The following is a 14,327-nucleotide window of genomic DNA, read 5'->3' on the forward strand; positions in this document are numbered from 1 at the left end:
CACGCTGGCTATGGTCTTACAATCACGAACGCCCGAATATGGCGCTCGGCGGCATCACTCCGATCCAAAAGCTGGCACTCGCTGCATAGCTCCACTTCTGGCGACTGCTAAAAATGGGGGGATTACCCGATCGCCCCGAGTCGGCTTCGGGGTTGCTGACGGTGAGAGCTTTCGGCCGCGCGCTCCAGGCGCCGCCGCTTCGCCCCAGCAGGCGCCAGCCCGGTGCTCGTCGGCAAGTCTTGTTGTACTGTTCGGCTCTGGTGTTGGGCCGCGGCAGGTGGGGTATCGGCGGCCTAACAATGCGTTCAAGCCGAAGCCGCTTCGTTCCGCAAAGCACATGGCAGATACAGCTTGCCATGTGCTTCGCTCCACTACGCGTCTCGGCTTAACTTGGGTGTTAGGCCGCACAGGCCACTACATGGAGGTTTCAATGCGTAAGCTTCTCGGTGCCTCGCTCTTACTCTTACCCTTGCTTGCGGGCGCCACTTGTCCTGCGCTTCCCGATCAAGCTGGTCTCGTTTGGCAGGCCCAGCAACTAGAAGATGGCATGACCTGCTACGCGCTCCAACCCGATGGCTCGATTGCATTCGGCTTTTGGTTCGGAACAACACGGGTAGACATGCCGCGCGAGCAAGAGGACATGGGACCCGGCCAAATTGCTGGCGTACCCGTAAGCTGGGTCAAGGCAAAGGGCCACACTTCCCGTCAAGCGCTGGCTACGCTGGGCGCCGGCACCCAGATTCACGCCTTTGTCCCCGAATCTCCTAAGGCCACACTCCAACTGCGACTGGCCCAGTTAGCCGCTCTTTCGCCTCCAGGTGTGCCCTAACAATTCATTCAAGCCGAACCCGCTTCGCGGGTCGGCTTAATTCCGGTGCTAGGCGGCAGAGCAAACATGATCGCAGCTGCAATTCCTCTCCTTCTGACACTCGCATCCTCCGGCTCGGCCACCGTGGCTGAGAGGCCGCAGTTGGACTGCCACACCGGTCCGGTCACAAAGACCTACGGAGAGACGGACTGGTTGGTCTATAGCTGCTCGGACAACCGCTCGATCGTAGTTGTCGCAAAGCCAGACAACCCGGCCTTTGAGTTCTACTTCATTCTGGTTCCTGGCACCGACGACGTAGAGCTCTACGGAGAGGGCGTCGGAGACAAGGCGGCAACTGAGCCGGCATTCCAGGAACTCGAGCTTTTGTCGCCCAAGGACGTAGCAGCCGTTGTCGCAGAGACCAAAGGTGCAGGTGGCAGGTAGTGGGTCTGCCGCCTAACAATTCATTCAAGCCGATGCCGCTTCGCGGCACGGCTTAATTCAGGTGTTAGGCATCATGAGAAGCATCTTCGCTGCGTTGATCATTGCGTCAGCTACGCCACCAGCGCTTAGTGCCGACCCATCATCCGTGTTTTACGGTCGCGCAATAGATCATGAAGTCATTGAAGGTGTAAGGGTGGACTGCCCGGAAGAGCGCATCTGTATGGATGCGTGGTTCCGCTGGCGTTTGCGTGTTGATAATTTGCTGTCTGGGCCAACGTTGAGCAGACGCATTACGGCCGCTACCATCCAACACGCGGAGTACATTCCAAAGTACGAGAGAAGCCTTCGACTTTTCGCCGTCAAGCCAATTGAGAGCGAAGAGCAAAGAGTGTTGCTTGGCGCAGACTATTATCTCCAGCAGATCTCACCCGCACACACTATGTACTGCTTCAAGCGGCAAGATCCATCAGACCTCAGCTTTGCGGTGCCCAGAACCTACAAGCAGATGGACAGTGATCATCCTGACTTCTGCTTCGATCTGCCGGACGGTTCAGTGCAATGATGGCTAACAATTCGTTCAAGCCGACGCCGCTTCGCGGCACGGCTTAACTCAAGTGTTAGGCAACTATGGAGAGATTGCCGTGATTCGAGTAAAGATGATTCTTTGCCTTTTGCTGTCAGCACCATTTGCTATCTATGCAGCGGATAACGCCGAGCTTCGTTCTATCAAAGAAGCCGATCAAGCCGACAGGCGATCAGCAAGCACGCCGGAGCAGTGGCGTGAAATTATGGTCAGAGACCAAGAACGACGTGAGCGGGTTCTGGAAATCCTTAGATCTGGCCAGCTCAGTAGCGCTTGGGACTATTTCAATGCAGCCCTCGTCCTTCAACATGGAGGCTCTGCGGAAGACATAAGGCTGGCACACTCACTCTCGACAGTTGCAGCCGCCATTGATCCGGAACACCCGCGAGCCAAGTGGCTTATGGCAGCATCTTGGGACAGGCTTATGACTCGTATGAACAGGCCGCAGTGGTATGGGACTCAATCAACACGCGACCCGTCGGGCAAGTTCGTGCTTGTTCCCGTGGAGCCGGATGCCGTAAGTGACGCTGATAGAGCCGCATTGGGCGTGCCGTCATTAGCAGAGGCTCAAGAAAGGTTAGACGCTCGTAACAACAACGAGTAGTTGCCTGACAATTCGTTCAAGCCGACACTGCTTCGCGGCGTGACTTGATTCCGGTGTTTTGTGCCCATGTCCGATTTCACCTGCAGCGTATGCAAATGCAAAATCCCGGATCACCTTATCCGGGCTACGGGATCTCATCCTGACGGAGAGGTTCCCTGCCCGAAATGCGGGACTCAACTTGCGTTGCGACAGGCATCCGCTCGCGACAAGGCCATCAAGCTGGTAGTCATCGGGCTGTTTGCCTTCCTGGCGCCATTTGCCTTTTCGGATACAACGTACCGGCAGGTCCTGGGAGCCATTGGCATTGTTCTGTTTGTTGTCACCGCAATGCGGTATCACGTCTCAAGTAGAGACCTGCATCCAATTGATCGCAGAGGCCTGAAATGACCGTCTCCGAAGTCCTCGCACTGCTCGACGCCGAGCGCGACGAGCGTGGCATGAAGCACTGGGACAGGCTGGGCCCGGACACCGCCGGGCTGCGGAGTTACGGGATCGGGCTCACGCGGCTTCGCAAGCTGGCCAAGCAGATCGGCCGCAGCCGGGAGCTCGCGCAGGCACTGTGGAAGACCGACGTCTACGACGCCAGGGTCATCGCGCTTCTGATCGACGATCCGGCGCAGATCACCCGTGAGCAGGCCGAGAGGCAGGTCGAGGAGCTGGCCGGCGGCGCGTTGGCGCACGTGTTTGCGTCCTGCGATGCGACGCTGGCAAAGACGCCGTTCGTGGTCGAGCTTGCCGCACAGTGGGTGCGGAGCGACGACCCGGTTCGTCGCGATTGCGGCTACGGGCTGCTCTACGAGGCGTCGAAGTTCTCCGGAAAAAAGGCGCCGGACGAGGCGTTCTTCCTGGCCCATGTCGAGCGCATCGCGGACACGATCGACGGGGAGCCGGAGCGGGTTCGCCTGTCGATGGCAACGGCCCTGATGGGGATCGGCAAGCGGAGCGCGGCGTTGAACAAGGCCGCATTGAAGGTCGCCCGGGACGTGGGACCGATCGAGTTCACCTCTGCCAGCGGCAAGTGCGAGCCGTTCGACGTCGCCAAACACCTGGCAACGGATCGGCTGAAGGAGAAGCTGGGGGTGTAGGCGCGGCACGGGGCCGGCGCTTACTCCAGCTCCTCCAGCCTGCCGCCATGGGTGTAGACGGCATGCCCGTCGGGCCGGGCGAAGCCGACCAGGGTGAGATTGGCGCGATCGGCAAGCGAGATCGCCAGCGCGGTGGGGGCGGAGACGGCGGCCATGAGGGCGATGCCGACGCTGGCGGCCTTCATGGCCATTTCATAGCTGGCGCGGCTGGTGACGACGAGGAAGCCGTTGGCGGGGTGGTGGCCGGCGGCGTGCATGGCGCCGATCAGCTTGTCCAGGGCGTTGTGGCGGCCGACGTCTTCGCGCGCGAGCTGAAGGCTGCCGTCCAGCGCGGCCCAGCCGGCGGCGTGGGTTGCGCCGGTTCGGGCGTTGATGGCCTGGGCGGTCTGCAGCTCGCCCAGCGCGCGGCGCAGGGCCGGGACGGTGACGCGCGGATCGGCGCTGACCGGGGCGGGCCAGCGCATGGCGGCTTCCAGCAGTTCGCTGCCGCAGATGCCGCAGCCGCTGCGCCCGCTCATGCTGCGGCGGCGGTTTTCCAGGGCCGCGGCGCGGGCGGCCGGGATGCGCAGGCGCATCTGGATGCCTTCGATCAGCTGGTCGATGCCTTCGATGGCAATGTCGTCCGCCGACTCGACGATGCCCTCGCTGAGCGCAAAGCCGGTGGCGAAGTCGGGCAGGTCGGCGGGCGTGGCCATCATCACGGCGAAGGGCTCGTCGTTGTAGACGAAGGCGACGGGGACTTCTTCGGCGACGTGGTCGTCGAGGATGCGCTCGTTGCTGCCGCGCAGGCGGCGGACTGCGCGGATGACGCTGCCGGGGGCGACGGGGTGGCGGGAGGCCGGTGGCGGGGAAACGGACATGCGGCCAGCATGCCGCAACCGGCTGCGTGCTGCAGCGCGGGTGTGACGTCCGGGGCTTTTCCCGCCGGGAGCGGGCGGGCATCATGGCAGCCCCCACTCGGAAACGGAGCGCCCGATGCGCCTTCTGCTGCCGCTGCTGCTGCTCGCCGCCCTCGCCGGCTGCGCGCTGCACCCCGCCGGAAGTCCGCTGGGGCGCCAGGCGCAGGAGGCCGGGCAGGAACTGCAGACCACGTTCATCGTCGTCCGCCACGCCGAGAAGTCCACCGAGGATCCGGAGGATCCGCGCCTGGACGCCGACGGGCAGGCCCGCGCGCAGGCCCTGGCCGAAGTGCTGGCGGATGTTCCGCTCAAGGCGATCTACTCCACCCCGACCCGCCGCACCCGCGAAACCGCGGCGCCGACGGCCGCGGCCATGATGCTGGAAGTGCGCGACTACGACCCGGAGCTGGCTCCCAGCGAGCTGGCGACCATGCTCCACATCCGCCATGCCGGGGACACGGTGCTGCTGGTGGGGCACAGCAATACCGTGCCCGGGATCGTGACCGCGCTGTGCGCCTGCCCGGTGGATCCGATGACCGAATCGGAGTACGGGGATCTGTTCCTGGTGCGGATCGCCGCCGGTGGCGAAGCCCGGCTGGAGCGCGAGCGCTTCTGAACCGCGCGCCCTGAACGGCGCATTCTGAACGGGCCCGGCCAGCGCCGCTCATCCGGCGGATGGTGCAATGCGGCAGTTTTTTCGCCAACAGCGTGACGGCGGTCACGCTTTCATGGGTCGCGGGCAGGTATGGTCGGTGTTCAGGCAGGGAGTCCGCCGCCGCCTGGGGCGGGTACGCCTGACGATGACAAAGGGGGAGCACCATGAATTCACTGATTCGACGATCGCTGCTGGCCTGCGCGTGCATGCTCGGCATGGCCTCGGCCGCCCACGCCCAGTCGGGGCCTTCTTCGTGCCCGCAGCTTCCCGCGGACGCCGGCCTGAGCTGGGAGCAGCGCGGCAATGACGCGTTCCTGATCTGCAGCGCGGTGGACGCCAGCGGGGCCGAAGCGTTCGGGCTTTCGCTGTCGGCCGACTCGGCGTTCCAGCCGCGCCGCTCCAACCGCGAGGAGCGCGGCGTGGTGGCCGGCCAGGACGTGCGCTGGTACCGGGCCGAGGTCGGCACCCAGCCCGACCTGCTGGTGCGCGAAACGCTGGTGGAAATCGACCGCGACCGGGTGGCGCATATCTGGGTGCGCACGCAATCGGAAGGCGAACTGGCGCAGGGCATGGGCCTGGTCGAACGCCTGGACTTCGATGCGCCAAGGCTGAGCAGCAACTGAGCCGCCCGGGCCGTTTGCCACGGGAATGACGGAAGGCCGGCCCATGCCGGCCTTCCGTGTTTTCAGAAGCGGCCTTCCTGGAAGTCGACGAAGGCCTGCATCAGCTCCTCGCGGGTGTTCATGACGAACGGACCGTGGCGGGCGACCGGCTCGCGCAGGGGCCTGCCGGCGACAAGGATCAGGCGGGTGCCGGCGCCGCCCGCGCGCAGGCGCAGGAGGTCGCCGCCGCCCAGCACGGCGATTTCCGAAGTATCCAGCGCGCGCGCATCGTCATCCGCGCCCACCTGCACCGCGCCCTCGTAGGCATAGGCGAAGGCGTTGTGGCCGGGCGGCAGTTCGAACTCCCAGGCGGCATCCGGCTGCAGGGCGATATCCAGGTACAGCGGGTCGGTGGCCGGCTGGCTGATCGGGCCGCTGACGTCGCCGACGCTGCCGGCGATCACCTTCACCTCCACCCCCGCGGCGGGCGCGGCGGTCGGGATGCGCTCGGGGCCGTACTCCTGGTAGCGCGGCTCGGTCATCTTGTCCTTCGCCGGCAGGTTCACCCACAGCTGGAAGCCGCGCATGCGGCCCTCTTCCTGCTCGGGCATCTCCGAGTGCACCAGGCCGCGGCCAGCGGTCATCCACTGCACGCTGCCCGGCACCAGCAGGCCTTCGTTGCCGTGGTTGTCGCGGTGGCGCATGCGGCCGTCGAGCATGTAGGTGACGGTTTCGAAGCCGCGGTGCGGGTGGTCGGGGAAGCCGGCGATGTAGTCCTCGGCGCGGTCGGTGCCGAACTCGTCCAGCAGCAGGAACGGATCCAGATCCGGCAGCTGCGGGCCACCGATGACGCGGGTGAGCTTGACCCCGGCGCCGTCGGAAGCGGGCATGCCGCGCAGCTTGCGGGCGATGCGGGCGTGGCGGGTGGTGTCGGTCATGGCGGGCTGCTCCTGTGCGGGAAACAGGATGATGGGGGCGTTGCCTGGCCGGCACAGCGGCACAGATGGAACGGAGCGTCGGCGGGGCGGGCCCGGGCCGCGGTCGGGGTCACCGGGAGGTGAGGCGCCAGGCCCGGTGGATGCGGGGGTTGCGGGAGAAGTCCTGGGGAATGGTGGAGGGCGTGATCTCCTCGCAGCCCGCGAAGCCGGCCACCGCCTCGTCATCCAGGCGGAAGCGGCGGAAGTTGTTGCTGAAGTACAGCACGCCGCCCGGCGCCAGGCGGGCGACGGCGGCCTGCAGCAGGGGCACGTGTTCGCGCTGGATGTCGAAGTCGCCGGCGCGGGCGGAGTTGGAGAAGGTGGGCGGGTCGCAGAAGATCAGGTCGTAGCGGCCGCGCTCGGCCGCCAGCCAGGCCATGGCGTCGGCCTGAACCAGCTGATGGTCGCTGCCGCCCAGGCCGTTGTGACGCAGGTTGTCGGCCAGCCACTGCAGGTAGGTGGCGGACAGATCCACGCTGGTGGTGTGCGCGGCGGCGCCGGTGGCGGCCTGCACGGTGGCCGCGCCGGTGTAGCAGAACAGGTTGAGGAAGCGCTTGTCGCGCGCCTCGGTGGCGATGCGGGCGCGCAGCGGGCGGTGGTCGAGGAACAGTCCGGTATCCAGGTAGTCGAACAGGTTCACCCGCAGCAGCGCCCCGCCCTCGCGGACGGTGATGAACTCGCCGCGCGCGTCCATGCGGCCGTACTTGCTGCCGCCCTTGCCGCGGGCGCGGGTCTTGACCGCGATGCGCTCCTGCGGGAGTTCGAACACCTCGCGCGCGGCGGCCAGCAGGTCGCCCAGGCGGCGGCGCGCGGTCTGCTCGGGGACGCTGGCCGGGGGCGCGTATTCCTGCACGTGCAGCCAGCGGCGGCCGGGGTCGTCGGCTTCGGTGTAGACGTCGATGGCGGCGGCGTATTCGGGCAGGTCGGCGTCGTAGGCGCGGAAGCAGTCCACGCCCTCGCGGGCGCGCCAGGATTTGAGCGCGCGCAGGTTCTTGCGCAGGCGGTTGGCCACCATCTGCGCGCCCTCGCCCAGCGCGCGCGGGGCGGCCGGCTCGCGGCGCTCGGGCATGACCGGGTCGCTGACGATCAGGCTGCACTCCAGCGCGCCGTTGAACACCCTGTAGCGCTTGCGGGCGCGCAGGCCGGTGGCGAAGGCCAGCTCCTCGTCGCCGCACAGCAGGCTGGCGCGCCACGTGGGAACGCTGGCGGCCAGGGCGTCGCCTAGGGCGCGATAGAGGGCCGGATCGGCGGCCAGGCGGGCGTCGTAGGGCGGGTTGCAGACGGCCAGGCCGGCGGGCGGTTCGGCTTCGGAAGTGCCGGCAAGCTGCGGGAAGGTCTGGGCGAGGCGTTCGACCGGCGCCACGCGCAGGCTGATCGCTTCGGCCAGGCCGGCGGCGGTGGCGTTGGCGATGGCGGCATCGATCGCGCGCCTGTCCAGGTCGCTGCCGAAGAACACCGGGCGCAGCGCGGCGCGGCCGGCGCGGTCGCGCTCGCGGGCGTCGTTCCACAGCGCCGTCCACTGCTGGAGGTCGAAGCCCAGCCAGCGGGTGGGCGCGGGCACCTGCCCCGCCTCGCCGCCGCCGGGCGCGCCGCCGATACGCTGCAGGCCAGGCGCGACGTCGGCGGCCATCAGCGCGCCTTCCACCAGCAAGGTGCCGCTGCCGCACATGGGGTCGAGCAGCGCACCGCCTTCGGCATGACGCTGCGGCCACTGGCCGCGCAGCAGCACGGCGGCGGCCAGGTTCTCCTTCAGCGGCGCCTCGCCCTGGGCGCGGCGCCAGCCGCGGCGGTGCAGCGGGCCGCCGCCCAGATCCACCGACAGCAGCGCCCTGCCCTTGCGCACCACCAGGTTCAGGCGCAGGTCGGGGGCGTCCAGATCCACGTCCGGGCGCGAGCCGTCCAGGTCGCGGAAGGCGTCGACCACGGCGTCCTTGGTGCGCTGGGCGGCGTAGCGGGCGTGGGTGATGGCGCTGCCGGACACGTGCGCGTCCACGGCCAGGGTCATGCCGGCGTGCATGTGCGCGGGCCAGTCCAGGGCGCGGGCACCGGCGTACAGGGCGTCCTCGTCGGGACAGTCCCAGTCGGCCAGCGGCCACAGCACGCGGCTGGCGGTGCGCGCCCACAGCACGGCGCGCTGGGCGTCGGCCTGGCTGCCGGCGGCGTTGACGCCGGCAACGGTGGCGGTGGCCTTTTCGCAGCCCAGCACGGTGAGCTCGTCGGCGAGCAGGTATTCCAGGCCCTTGGCGCAGGAGACGAAGAAATCCATCGGCTACAGCCCGGCCAGCAGTTCGGCGAAGGCGTCGGCGGAGGCCTGCACGTGGCGCTCGAGGCGGTGGGCGTCGTCGACCAGCAGCAGGCGGGCGCGGCGCGGGCGGGCCCAGTCGACGACGCTGGCCGCATCGATCAGCTCGTCGTCCCAGCCGTGCACGATCGACACCGGAACGCCTTCGGCGGCCTCCAGCGGCGGGGCCTTGCCCATGCGCACCGGCGGGGCCATCAGGAACAGGCCGGCCACCGGCACCTGCAGCGAGACGTGGCCGGAGATCCACGCGCCCAGGCTGGAGCCGGCCAGCACCAGCGGCCCGCGGGCGGCGGCGCCGCGGGCGCGCTTGAGCAGGCGCTGCGCGCGGGTGGGCACGTCGCCCAGCTCGCTGATCTCCCGGCGCGCATCCAGGTCGGTGTAGTCCGGGCGCTCGTGCGTCCAGCCCAGGCGCTCGCAGACGTCGGCCAGCGCGGTCACCTTGGTGGCGTCGGGGCCGCTTTCAAAACCGTGGGAGAGGATGCAGTGGCCGCGGATGGTCATCGCGGGAAGCTCGGCGTATTCATGCGGGAATGCTAGAGCATTTCCGGCGGCGCGCCGATTGCGGCGACGGGCGGCGCCAAATCACCTAGCATCCGGGGCATGAGCAACGACGCCCCCCGCATCACCCTCCAGCACCTGCCCTACGTGGAACGGCTGGCCCAGCGCGCGCCCGGCGACATCGACCTGGTGGTGATCCACTGCACCGAGCTGCCGGACATGGCGATGGCGCGCGAGTACGGCGAACGGGTGCTGTATCCGGAGGCCGGCACCGGCGCGGCCGGCCACTGGTACGTGGATCGGGACGGGGCGATCACCGAGTACGTGCCGGCCGAACGCGTGGCCCACCACGTGCGGGGCTGGAACCCGCGCTCGGTGGGCATCGAGCTGGTCAACACCGGGCGCTTCCCGGACTGGTACGACAGCCGGCACCAGGCGATGGAGGAGCCGTACCCGCAGGCGCAGGTGGATGCGCTGGTGCGGCTGCTGGGACACCTGGCGGCGACCCTGCCGGGGCTGCGCTTCATCGCCGGGCACGAGGCGCTGGACACCGACCGGGTGCAGGCCAGCGACGATCCGGCGCTGACGGTGGCGCGGAAGGTCGATCCGGGGCCGATGTTTCCGTGGGCCGAGGTGCTGGCGCAGGTGCCGCTGGAACGCCTCGCCCGGTAGGTGGGCGGGTACAATCTGCGGCCCCCACGCGCGTGACCCCCGCATGACCCCGCCCGTTTCCGAATTGGTTGAACTGCTGTCGCTGGAGCGGCTGGAGCAGAACCTGTTCCGCGGCCAGAGCCGCGACATCGGCACCCGCTTCGTGTTCGGCGGCCAGGTGCTGGGGCAGGCGCTGTCGGCGGCCCAGTCGACGATGGCCGAGCCGCGGCCGGCGCATTCGCTGCACGCGTTCTTCCTGCGCGCGGGCGACGTGGATCACCCGATCGTGTACGAGGTCGACCAGACCCGCGACGGCGGCTCGTTCTCGGTGCGGCGGGTGAGCGCGATCCAGCACGGCAAGGTGATCTTCTTCTGTGCGGCCTCGTTCCAGGAGCCCGAACGGGGCGTGGAGCACCAGCTGCCGATGCCGGCCGTGCCACGTCCGGAGGACATCGATCCGGCGCCGCCGCTGCCGCCGCACGTGCTGGAAAAGCTGCCGGCCAAGGTGCAGCGCTGGCTGGATCGGGCCGGGCCGTTCGAGTTCCGCCACGTGTACCCGCGCGACGAGCTGGCGCCGCCCAAGCGGCCGCCGTTCCAGCAGGTGTGGTTCCGCCTGTCCGACCGGGTGGGCGACGCGCCGGAACTGCACCGCGCCCTGCTCGCCTACGCCTCGGACTTCCACCTGCTGGGCACGGCGACGTTCCCGCACGGGTTCAGCTATTACCAGCCGGGCGTGCAGATGGCCTCGCTCGACCACGCGCTGTGGTTCCACCGCCCGTTCCGGGCCGACGAGTGGCTGCTGTATTCCACCGACAGCCCGAGCGCCAGCGGCGCGCGCGGCCTGGCGCGCGGGATGATCTACGACACCGAAGGCCGGCTGGTGGCCAGCACCGCCCAGGAAGGGCTGATCCGCACGGCAATGGACGCTGCCACGACAGGCGGCACGCCGCCGGGACAGTGATGCAATGAGACAGATTTTCAGCAGCCAGCGGGTGGAGAACGTCGAGCGCCTTGCCGAGGTGATGCGCGAGCACGGCATCGAGGTGCAGATCACCAACGGCCGCGGCTACATGAGCGGGCGCAGCCGCACCTTCAGCTACCGCGACAGCGCCAACAGGCGCAACCTGCCGGCGCTGTGGGTAGTGCGTTCGGACGACCAGCCGCGCGCGCGCCAGCTGATGCGGGAGCTGGGGCTGCCGGGCGCGCCCACCACCCGGCCGATGACGGACAGCTACCTGGCATCGATCAACGTGCCTTCGATGACGCCGGAGAAGCCGGCGGTGCCGCCGGCCCACCAGCGCATCATGCGCTACCGCCGGCTGCTGCTGGTGGTGATCGCGATCCTGGCGGCGCTGGTGATGGTGCGCTCGCTGGGCGCGGGCTGACGGCTCAAAAAAAGCCCGCGTGGCTGGCACGCGGGCTGGGACAAACACCCCCGGTTGCTGCGGACTCAGCGCATCCGCTGCGGCCTGAGCTCTTCGCGGCTCAGGAATCCATCGCCGTTTTCGTCCATCCAGGCAAAGCTGGCGGACAGGCGCGGCATCTTCTCTTCCACTTCCACCCGGCTCAGGCGGCCATCACCGTTGAGGTCGGCGGCGGCGAAGTGCTCGTTGAAGCGGCGCTCGCGCTCGGCCTCGCGCTGCGGGCGCTGGGCCTGCTGCCAGGCGCGCAGCTCGCTGCGCACGATGTGGCCGTCGCCGTTGGCGTCGATGGCGTCGAAGTGCTCCAGCAGCCAGCCGCCGCCGGCGCCGCGATGACCGCGCATGCCACGGGCGCCACGCTCCTGGCGGGCCTGCGCGGCCTGCTCGATCTCGGCGCGGCTGATGCGGCCGTCACCGTCGGCGTCGAGGCGGGCGATGCCGCCGCCGTGGCCCATGCGGGCGAAGCGGTGGCCGTGATGGCGGTGCTTGCCGCCGCGGTGCGCGCGCGCCTTGGACGCGTCGGCGCGCTCGGACACGGCGGCCTCCTGCTGGGCGGCGGCGGCCGGCTCGGCCGCCATCGACTGCGCGGCCAGGGCGCCGATTCCGATCAGGGTCGCAGCGAACAGGGCTTTGGTCTTCATGGGCGATTCTCCATACAGCGGCGTGATTGCCGCCTTTGGAGGGGTCAACGCGGCAGCCCCGGGCGCGGTTGACGCCGGGGTGGATCCGTTCAGGCAGCGGACAGTCGCGGAATCCGCGACCGCGGGCAGTATGCTGCTGGCCCATGGGCGAATCCGAATCCCTGCGCCTGTTCCACACGGGCCTTCATCCATGCGGCTACTGGCCCGAGCGCACCGCGCGCGACCTGGTGCTGGATCCGAACGATCCGCGGCTGGCGGAGTTCTATCCGCAGGCGCTGTCGTGGGGGTTCCGCCGCTCGGGCGACATCGTCTACCGGCCGCACTGCCACGGCTGCCGCGCCTGCGTGCCGGTGCGGATCCCGGTCGATGCGTTCCAGCCCAACCGCAGCCAGCGCCGCTGCCGGGCGCGCAACGCGGACGTTGAAATGCGGGTGCTGCCGGCCGAACGCACCGACGAGCAGCTCGACCTGTACCGGCGCTACCTGCAGGCGCGCCACCCGGGCGGCGGCATGGACGGGCACGGCTCGCAGGAATTCGACCAGTTCCTGGTCGGGAGCTGGACGCGCGGCCGGTTCCTGGAGCTGCGCGCGGGCGGGCGCCTGCTGGCGGTGGCGGCGACCGATGTGGTCAACGACGCCCTGTCGGCGGTCTATACCTTCTTCGATCCGGACGAGGCCGCGCGCGGGCTGGGCACGCTGGCGATCCTGCGCCAGATCGACTGGGCCCGGCGCGAGGGGCGCCGGCACCTGTACCTGGGCTACTGGATCGACGGCCACGGCAAAATGGACTACAAGCGCCGCTTCCACCCGCTGGAGGCCTTCGATGGCCGCCGCTGGCATCCGCTCGACAAGGAACCCCGCTCCCCATGACCACCCGCTTCGTGCGTCTCCTCCCACTGATCGCCGCCGCACTGGCGCTGGCCGCCTGCGTGCGCGTCAACGTATATGGCGACCCGAACCACGCCCAGGCCGCCATGTCCGATACGCTCCGCGTCGCCAGCTACAACGTCTCCCTGTATTCGGAAGAGGCCGGCGGGCTGGCGCGGCGGCTGCAGGCCGGCGACGACGGCGCGCGGCGGGTGGCGGCGGTGCTGCAGCGGGTGCGGCCGGACATCGTGCTGCTCAACGAGTTCGACTACGTGGCCGACGGCAGCGTGGCCGAGCTGTTCCAGAGCGACTACCTGGAGCGCGCCCAGCCCGGCGGCGGCGCGCCGCTGCGCTACCCCTACCGCTACCTGGCGCCGGTGAACACCGGGGTGGCGAGCGGGCTGGATCTGGACGGTAATGGCCGCGTGGGCACCGAGGGCCGCGCCTATGGGGACGATGCCTGGGGCTACGGGCTGCACCCGGGGCAGTACGGGATGCTGGTGCTCTCGCGCCACCCGATCGACGCCGACGCGGTGCGCACCTTCCAGCTGTTCAGGTGGAGCGACCTCCCCGGCGCGCGCCGGCCGCTGGATCCGGACACCGGCGCCCCTTGGCACCCGGACGCGGTGTGGGAGCAGATGCGGCTGTCGTCCAAGTCGCACTGGGACGTGCCGGTGCGCACGCCGCGCGGCGTGGTGCACCTGCTGGCCTCGCACCCCACCCCGCCGGCGTTCGACGGCCCCGAGCGCCGCAACCGGGCGCGCAACGCCGACGAGATCCGGCTGTGGCAGGAGTACATCTCCGGCGGCGAGCGGCCGTGGCTGTGCGACGACGCCGGCCGCTGCGGCGGGCTGGCGCAGGATGCGCGGTTCGTGATCGCCGGGGATCTGAACAACGATCCCGCCGACGGCACCGGCATCGACGAGGCGATCGTGGAGCTGCTGGAGCACCCGCGGGTGCTGCGCCACCCCACCCCGCGCAGCGAGGGCGCCGTGCAGGCGGCGCTGGCCGACGGCGGCACCAACCTGGAGCACCGCGGCGCGCACGCACACGACACCGGCGCGTTCGGGCCGCGCACCGGCAACCTACGGGTGGACTATGCCCTGCCCTCGACCGGCTTCGAGTACCTGGGCGGCCGGGTGTACTGGCCGCCGCCGGGCGACCCGTCGGCGCCGATCGTGGAGGGCAGCGACCACCGGCTGGTCTGGGTGGATCTGCGCATTCCGTAGCGGCACGGCGGGTATCGCGGGGCTGCGGGAGAGGCGCGGGGCCGGCAGAAGTTGACGGAGTG

At 69.1% G+C, this 14,327-nt stretch carries 15 protein-coding genes; 10 read left to right on the forward strand and 5 right to left on the reverse strand.

Features of this window, described 5'->3' with window-relative positions; genetic code table 11:
- Positions 1 to 895 precede the first annotated feature (895 nt).
- The 3 genes from ACOZ90_RS04390 to ACOZ90_RS04400 all read left to right on the forward strand — a co-directional run bounded on the left by ACOZ90_RS04390 (position 896) and on the right by ACOZ90_RS04400 (position 3,524).
- Positions 896 to 1,252 (forward strand): hypothetical protein, encoded by a 357-nt coding sequence (locus tag ACOZ90_RS04390; RefSeq protein ID WP_422892427.1) that lies wholly within the window; start codon positions 896 to 898, stop codon positions 1,250 to 1,252.
- A 73-nt stretch (positions 1,253 to 1,325) separates the two neighbouring features.
- The gene (locus ACOZ90_RS04395) at positions 1,326 to 1,814 is read left to right on the forward strand and encodes a hypothetical protein (RefSeq protein WP_422892428.1); all 489 of its coding nucleotides are present in this window, start codon (positions 1,326 to 1,328) and stop codon (positions 1,812 to 1,814) included.
- A gap of 1,008 nt (positions 1,815 to 2,822) precedes the next feature.
- Entirely contained in the window at positions 2,823 to 3,524 is a 702-nt protein-coding gene (locus ACOZ90_RS04400; protein ID WP_422892429.1) for a DNA alkylation repair protein, read from the forward strand.
- A 20-nt stretch (positions 3,525 to 3,544) separates the two neighbouring features.
- Here ACOZ90_RS04400 and fdhD read toward each other — a convergent pair whose 3' ends face one another.
- A complete protein-coding gene (gene fdhD, locus ACOZ90_RS04405) occupies positions 3,545 to 4,384 on the reverse strand; it encodes a formate dehydrogenase accessory sulfurtransferase FdhD (RefSeq protein WP_422892430.1) in 840 nt (279 codons plus the stop codon).
- A 115-nt stretch (positions 4,385 to 4,499) separates the two neighbouring features.
- Between fdhD and ACOZ90_RS04410 the strand changes: the two genes are divergently transcribed.
- Positions 4,500 to 5,039 carry a histidine phosphatase family protein gene (locus ACOZ90_RS04410; RefSeq protein ID WP_422892431.1) on the forward strand — a complete coding sequence of 180 codons (540 nt, stop codon included), beginning with the start codon at positions 4,500 to 4,502 and terminating at the stop codon, positions 5,037 to 5,039.
- 203 nt (positions 5,040 to 5,242) lie between these two features.
- Entirely contained in the window at positions 5,243 to 5,701 is a 459-nt protein-coding gene (locus tag ACOZ90_RS04415) for a hypothetical protein (protein WP_422892432.1), read from the forward strand.
- A gap of 62 nt (positions 5,702 to 5,763) precedes the next feature.
- On the opposite strand, the gene ACOZ90_RS04420 is transcribed toward ACOZ90_RS04415, so the two are convergent.
- The 3 genes from ACOZ90_RS04420 to ACOZ90_RS04430 form a co-directional block, all read right to left on the reverse strand.
- Positions 5,764 to 6,618 (reverse strand): pirin family protein, encoded by an 855-nt coding sequence (locus ACOZ90_RS04420; protein WP_422892433.1) that lies wholly within the window; start codon positions 6,616 to 6,618, stop codon positions 5,764 to 5,766.
- A gap of 109 nt (positions 6,619 to 6,727) precedes the next feature.
- Positions 6,728 to 8,923, reverse strand: a complete 2,196-nt coding sequence (rlmKL, locus tag ACOZ90_RS04425; RefSeq protein ID WP_422892434.1) for a bifunctional 23S rRNA (guanine(2069)-N(7))-methyltransferase RlmK/23S rRNA (guanine(2445)-N(2))-methyltransferase RlmL — start codon at positions 8,921 to 8,923, stop codon at positions 6,728 to 6,730.
- A gap of 3 nt (positions 8,924 to 8,926) precedes the next feature.
- Positions 8,927 to 9,460, reverse strand: a complete 534-nt coding sequence (locus tag ACOZ90_RS04430; RefSeq protein WP_422892435.1) for a hypothetical protein — start codon at positions 9,458 to 9,460, stop codon at positions 8,927 to 8,929.
- A 99-nt stretch (positions 9,461 to 9,559) separates the two neighbouring features.
- Here ACOZ90_RS04430 and ACOZ90_RS04435 point away from each other — a divergent pair, with 99 nt between their 5' ends.
- The 3 genes from ACOZ90_RS04435 to ACOZ90_RS04445 are packed head-to-tail and all read left to right on the forward strand — an operon-like array spanning position 9,560 to position 11,493.
- Positions 9,560 to 10,129, forward strand: coding sequence for a peptidoglycan recognition protein family protein (locus tag ACOZ90_RS04435; protein WP_422892436.1), 570 nt, complete (start codon positions 9,560 to 9,562; stop codon positions 10,127 to 10,129).
- 43 nt (positions 10,130 to 10,172) lie between these two features.
- Positions 10,173 to 11,069 (forward strand): acyl-CoA thioesterase, encoded by an 897-nt coding sequence (locus tag ACOZ90_RS04440; RefSeq protein ID WP_422892437.1) that lies wholly within the window; start codon positions 10,173 to 10,175, stop codon positions 11,067 to 11,069.
- 4 nt (positions 11,070 to 11,073) lie between these two features.
- Positions 11,074 to 11,493: a pathogenicity-like protein gene (locus ACOZ90_RS04445; RefSeq protein WP_422892438.1), complete on the forward strand. Its 420-nt coding sequence runs from the start codon at positions 11,074 to 11,076 to the stop codon at positions 11,491 to 11,493.
- Between the two features lie 65 nt (positions 11,494 to 11,558).
- On the opposite strand, the gene ACOZ90_RS04450 is transcribed toward ACOZ90_RS04445, so the two are convergent.
- Positions 11,559 to 12,170 (reverse strand): EF-hand domain-containing protein, encoded by a 612-nt coding sequence (locus tag ACOZ90_RS04450; protein WP_422892439.1) that lies wholly within the window; start codon positions 12,168 to 12,170, stop codon positions 11,559 to 11,561.
- 143 nt (positions 12,171 to 12,313) lie between these two features.
- Between ACOZ90_RS04450 and ACOZ90_RS04455 the strand changes: the two genes are divergently transcribed.
- Both ACOZ90_RS04455 and ACOZ90_RS04460 read left to right on the forward strand, forming a co-directional pair.
- The gene (locus ACOZ90_RS04455; protein ID WP_422892440.1) at positions 12,314 to 13,039 is read left to right on the forward strand and encodes an arginyltransferase; all 726 of its coding nucleotides are present in this window, start codon (positions 12,314 to 12,316) and stop codon (positions 13,037 to 13,039) included.
- Positions 13,036 to 14,265, forward strand: coding sequence for an endonuclease/exonuclease/phosphatase family protein (locus ACOZ90_RS04460; protein ID WP_422892441.1), 1,230 nt, complete (start codon positions 13,036 to 13,038; stop codon positions 14,263 to 14,265). Before ACOZ90_RS04455 ends, ACOZ90_RS04460 begins: the two co-directional genes overlap by 4 nt.
- The last annotated feature ends 62 nt before the right edge of the window (positions 14,266 to 14,327 follow it).

This window comes from Luteimonas dalianensis (assembly GCF_049339425.1).
In the GTDB taxonomy this organism is placed as follows: Bacteria; Pseudomonadota; Gammaproteobacteria; order Xanthomonadales; family Xanthomonadaceae; genus Luteimonas; species Luteimonas dalianensis.

Coding starts and splice junctions, on each gene's coding strand:
- ACOZ90_RS04390 (WP_422892427.1), top strand. CDS start 896: ATGATCGCAGCTGCAATTCCTCTCCTTCTGACACTCGCATCCTCCGGC.
- ACOZ90_RS04395 (WP_422892428.1), top strand. CDS start 1,326: ATGAGAAGCATCTTCGCTGCGTTGATCATTGCGTCAGCTACGCCACCA.
- ACOZ90_RS04400 (WP_422892429.1), top strand. CDS start 2,823: ATGACCGTCTCCGAAGTCCTCGCACTGCTCGACGCCGAGCGCGACGAG.
- fdhD (WP_422892430.1), bottom strand. CDS start 4,384: ATGTCCGTTTCCCCGCCACCGGCCTCCCGCCACCCCGTCGCCCCCGGC.
- ACOZ90_RS04410 (WP_422892431.1), top strand. CDS start 4,500: ATGCGCCTTCTGCTGCCGCTGCTGCTGCTCGCCGCCCTCGCCGGCTGC.
- ACOZ90_RS04415 (WP_422892432.1), top strand. CDS start 5,243: ATGAATTCACTGATTCGACGATCGCTGCTGGCCTGCGCGTGCATGCTC.
- ACOZ90_RS04420 (WP_422892433.1), bottom strand. CDS start 6,618: ATGACCGACACCACCCGCCACGCCCGCATCGCCCGCAAGCTGCGCGGC.
- rlmKL (WP_422892434.1), bottom strand. CDS start 8,923: ATGGATTTCTTCGTCTCCTGCGCCAAGGGCCTGGAATACCTGCTCGCC.
- ACOZ90_RS04430 (WP_422892435.1), bottom strand. CDS start 9,460: ATGACCATCCGCGGCCACTGCATCCTCTCCCACGGTTTTGAAAGCGGC.
- ACOZ90_RS04435 (WP_422892436.1), top strand. CDS start 9,560: ATGAGCAACGACGCCCCCCGCATCACCCTCCAGCACCTGCCCTACGTG.
- ACOZ90_RS04440 (WP_422892437.1), top strand. CDS start 10,173: ATGACCCCGCCCGTTTCCGAATTGGTTGAACTGCTGTCGCTGGAGCGG.
- ACOZ90_RS04445 (WP_422892438.1), top strand. CDS start 11,074: ATGAGACAGATTTTCAGCAGCCAGCGGGTGGAGAACGTCGAGCGCCTT.
- ACOZ90_RS04450 (WP_422892439.1), bottom strand. CDS start 12,170: ATGAAGACCAAAGCCCTGTTCGCTGCGACCCTGATCGGAATCGGCGCC.
- ACOZ90_RS04455 (WP_422892440.1), top strand. CDS start 12,314: ATGGGCGAATCCGAATCCCTGCGCCTGTTCCACACGGGCCTTCATCCA.
- ACOZ90_RS04460 (WP_422892441.1), top strand. CDS start 13,036: ATGACCACCCGCTTCGTGCGTCTCCTCCCACTGATCGCCGCCGCACTG.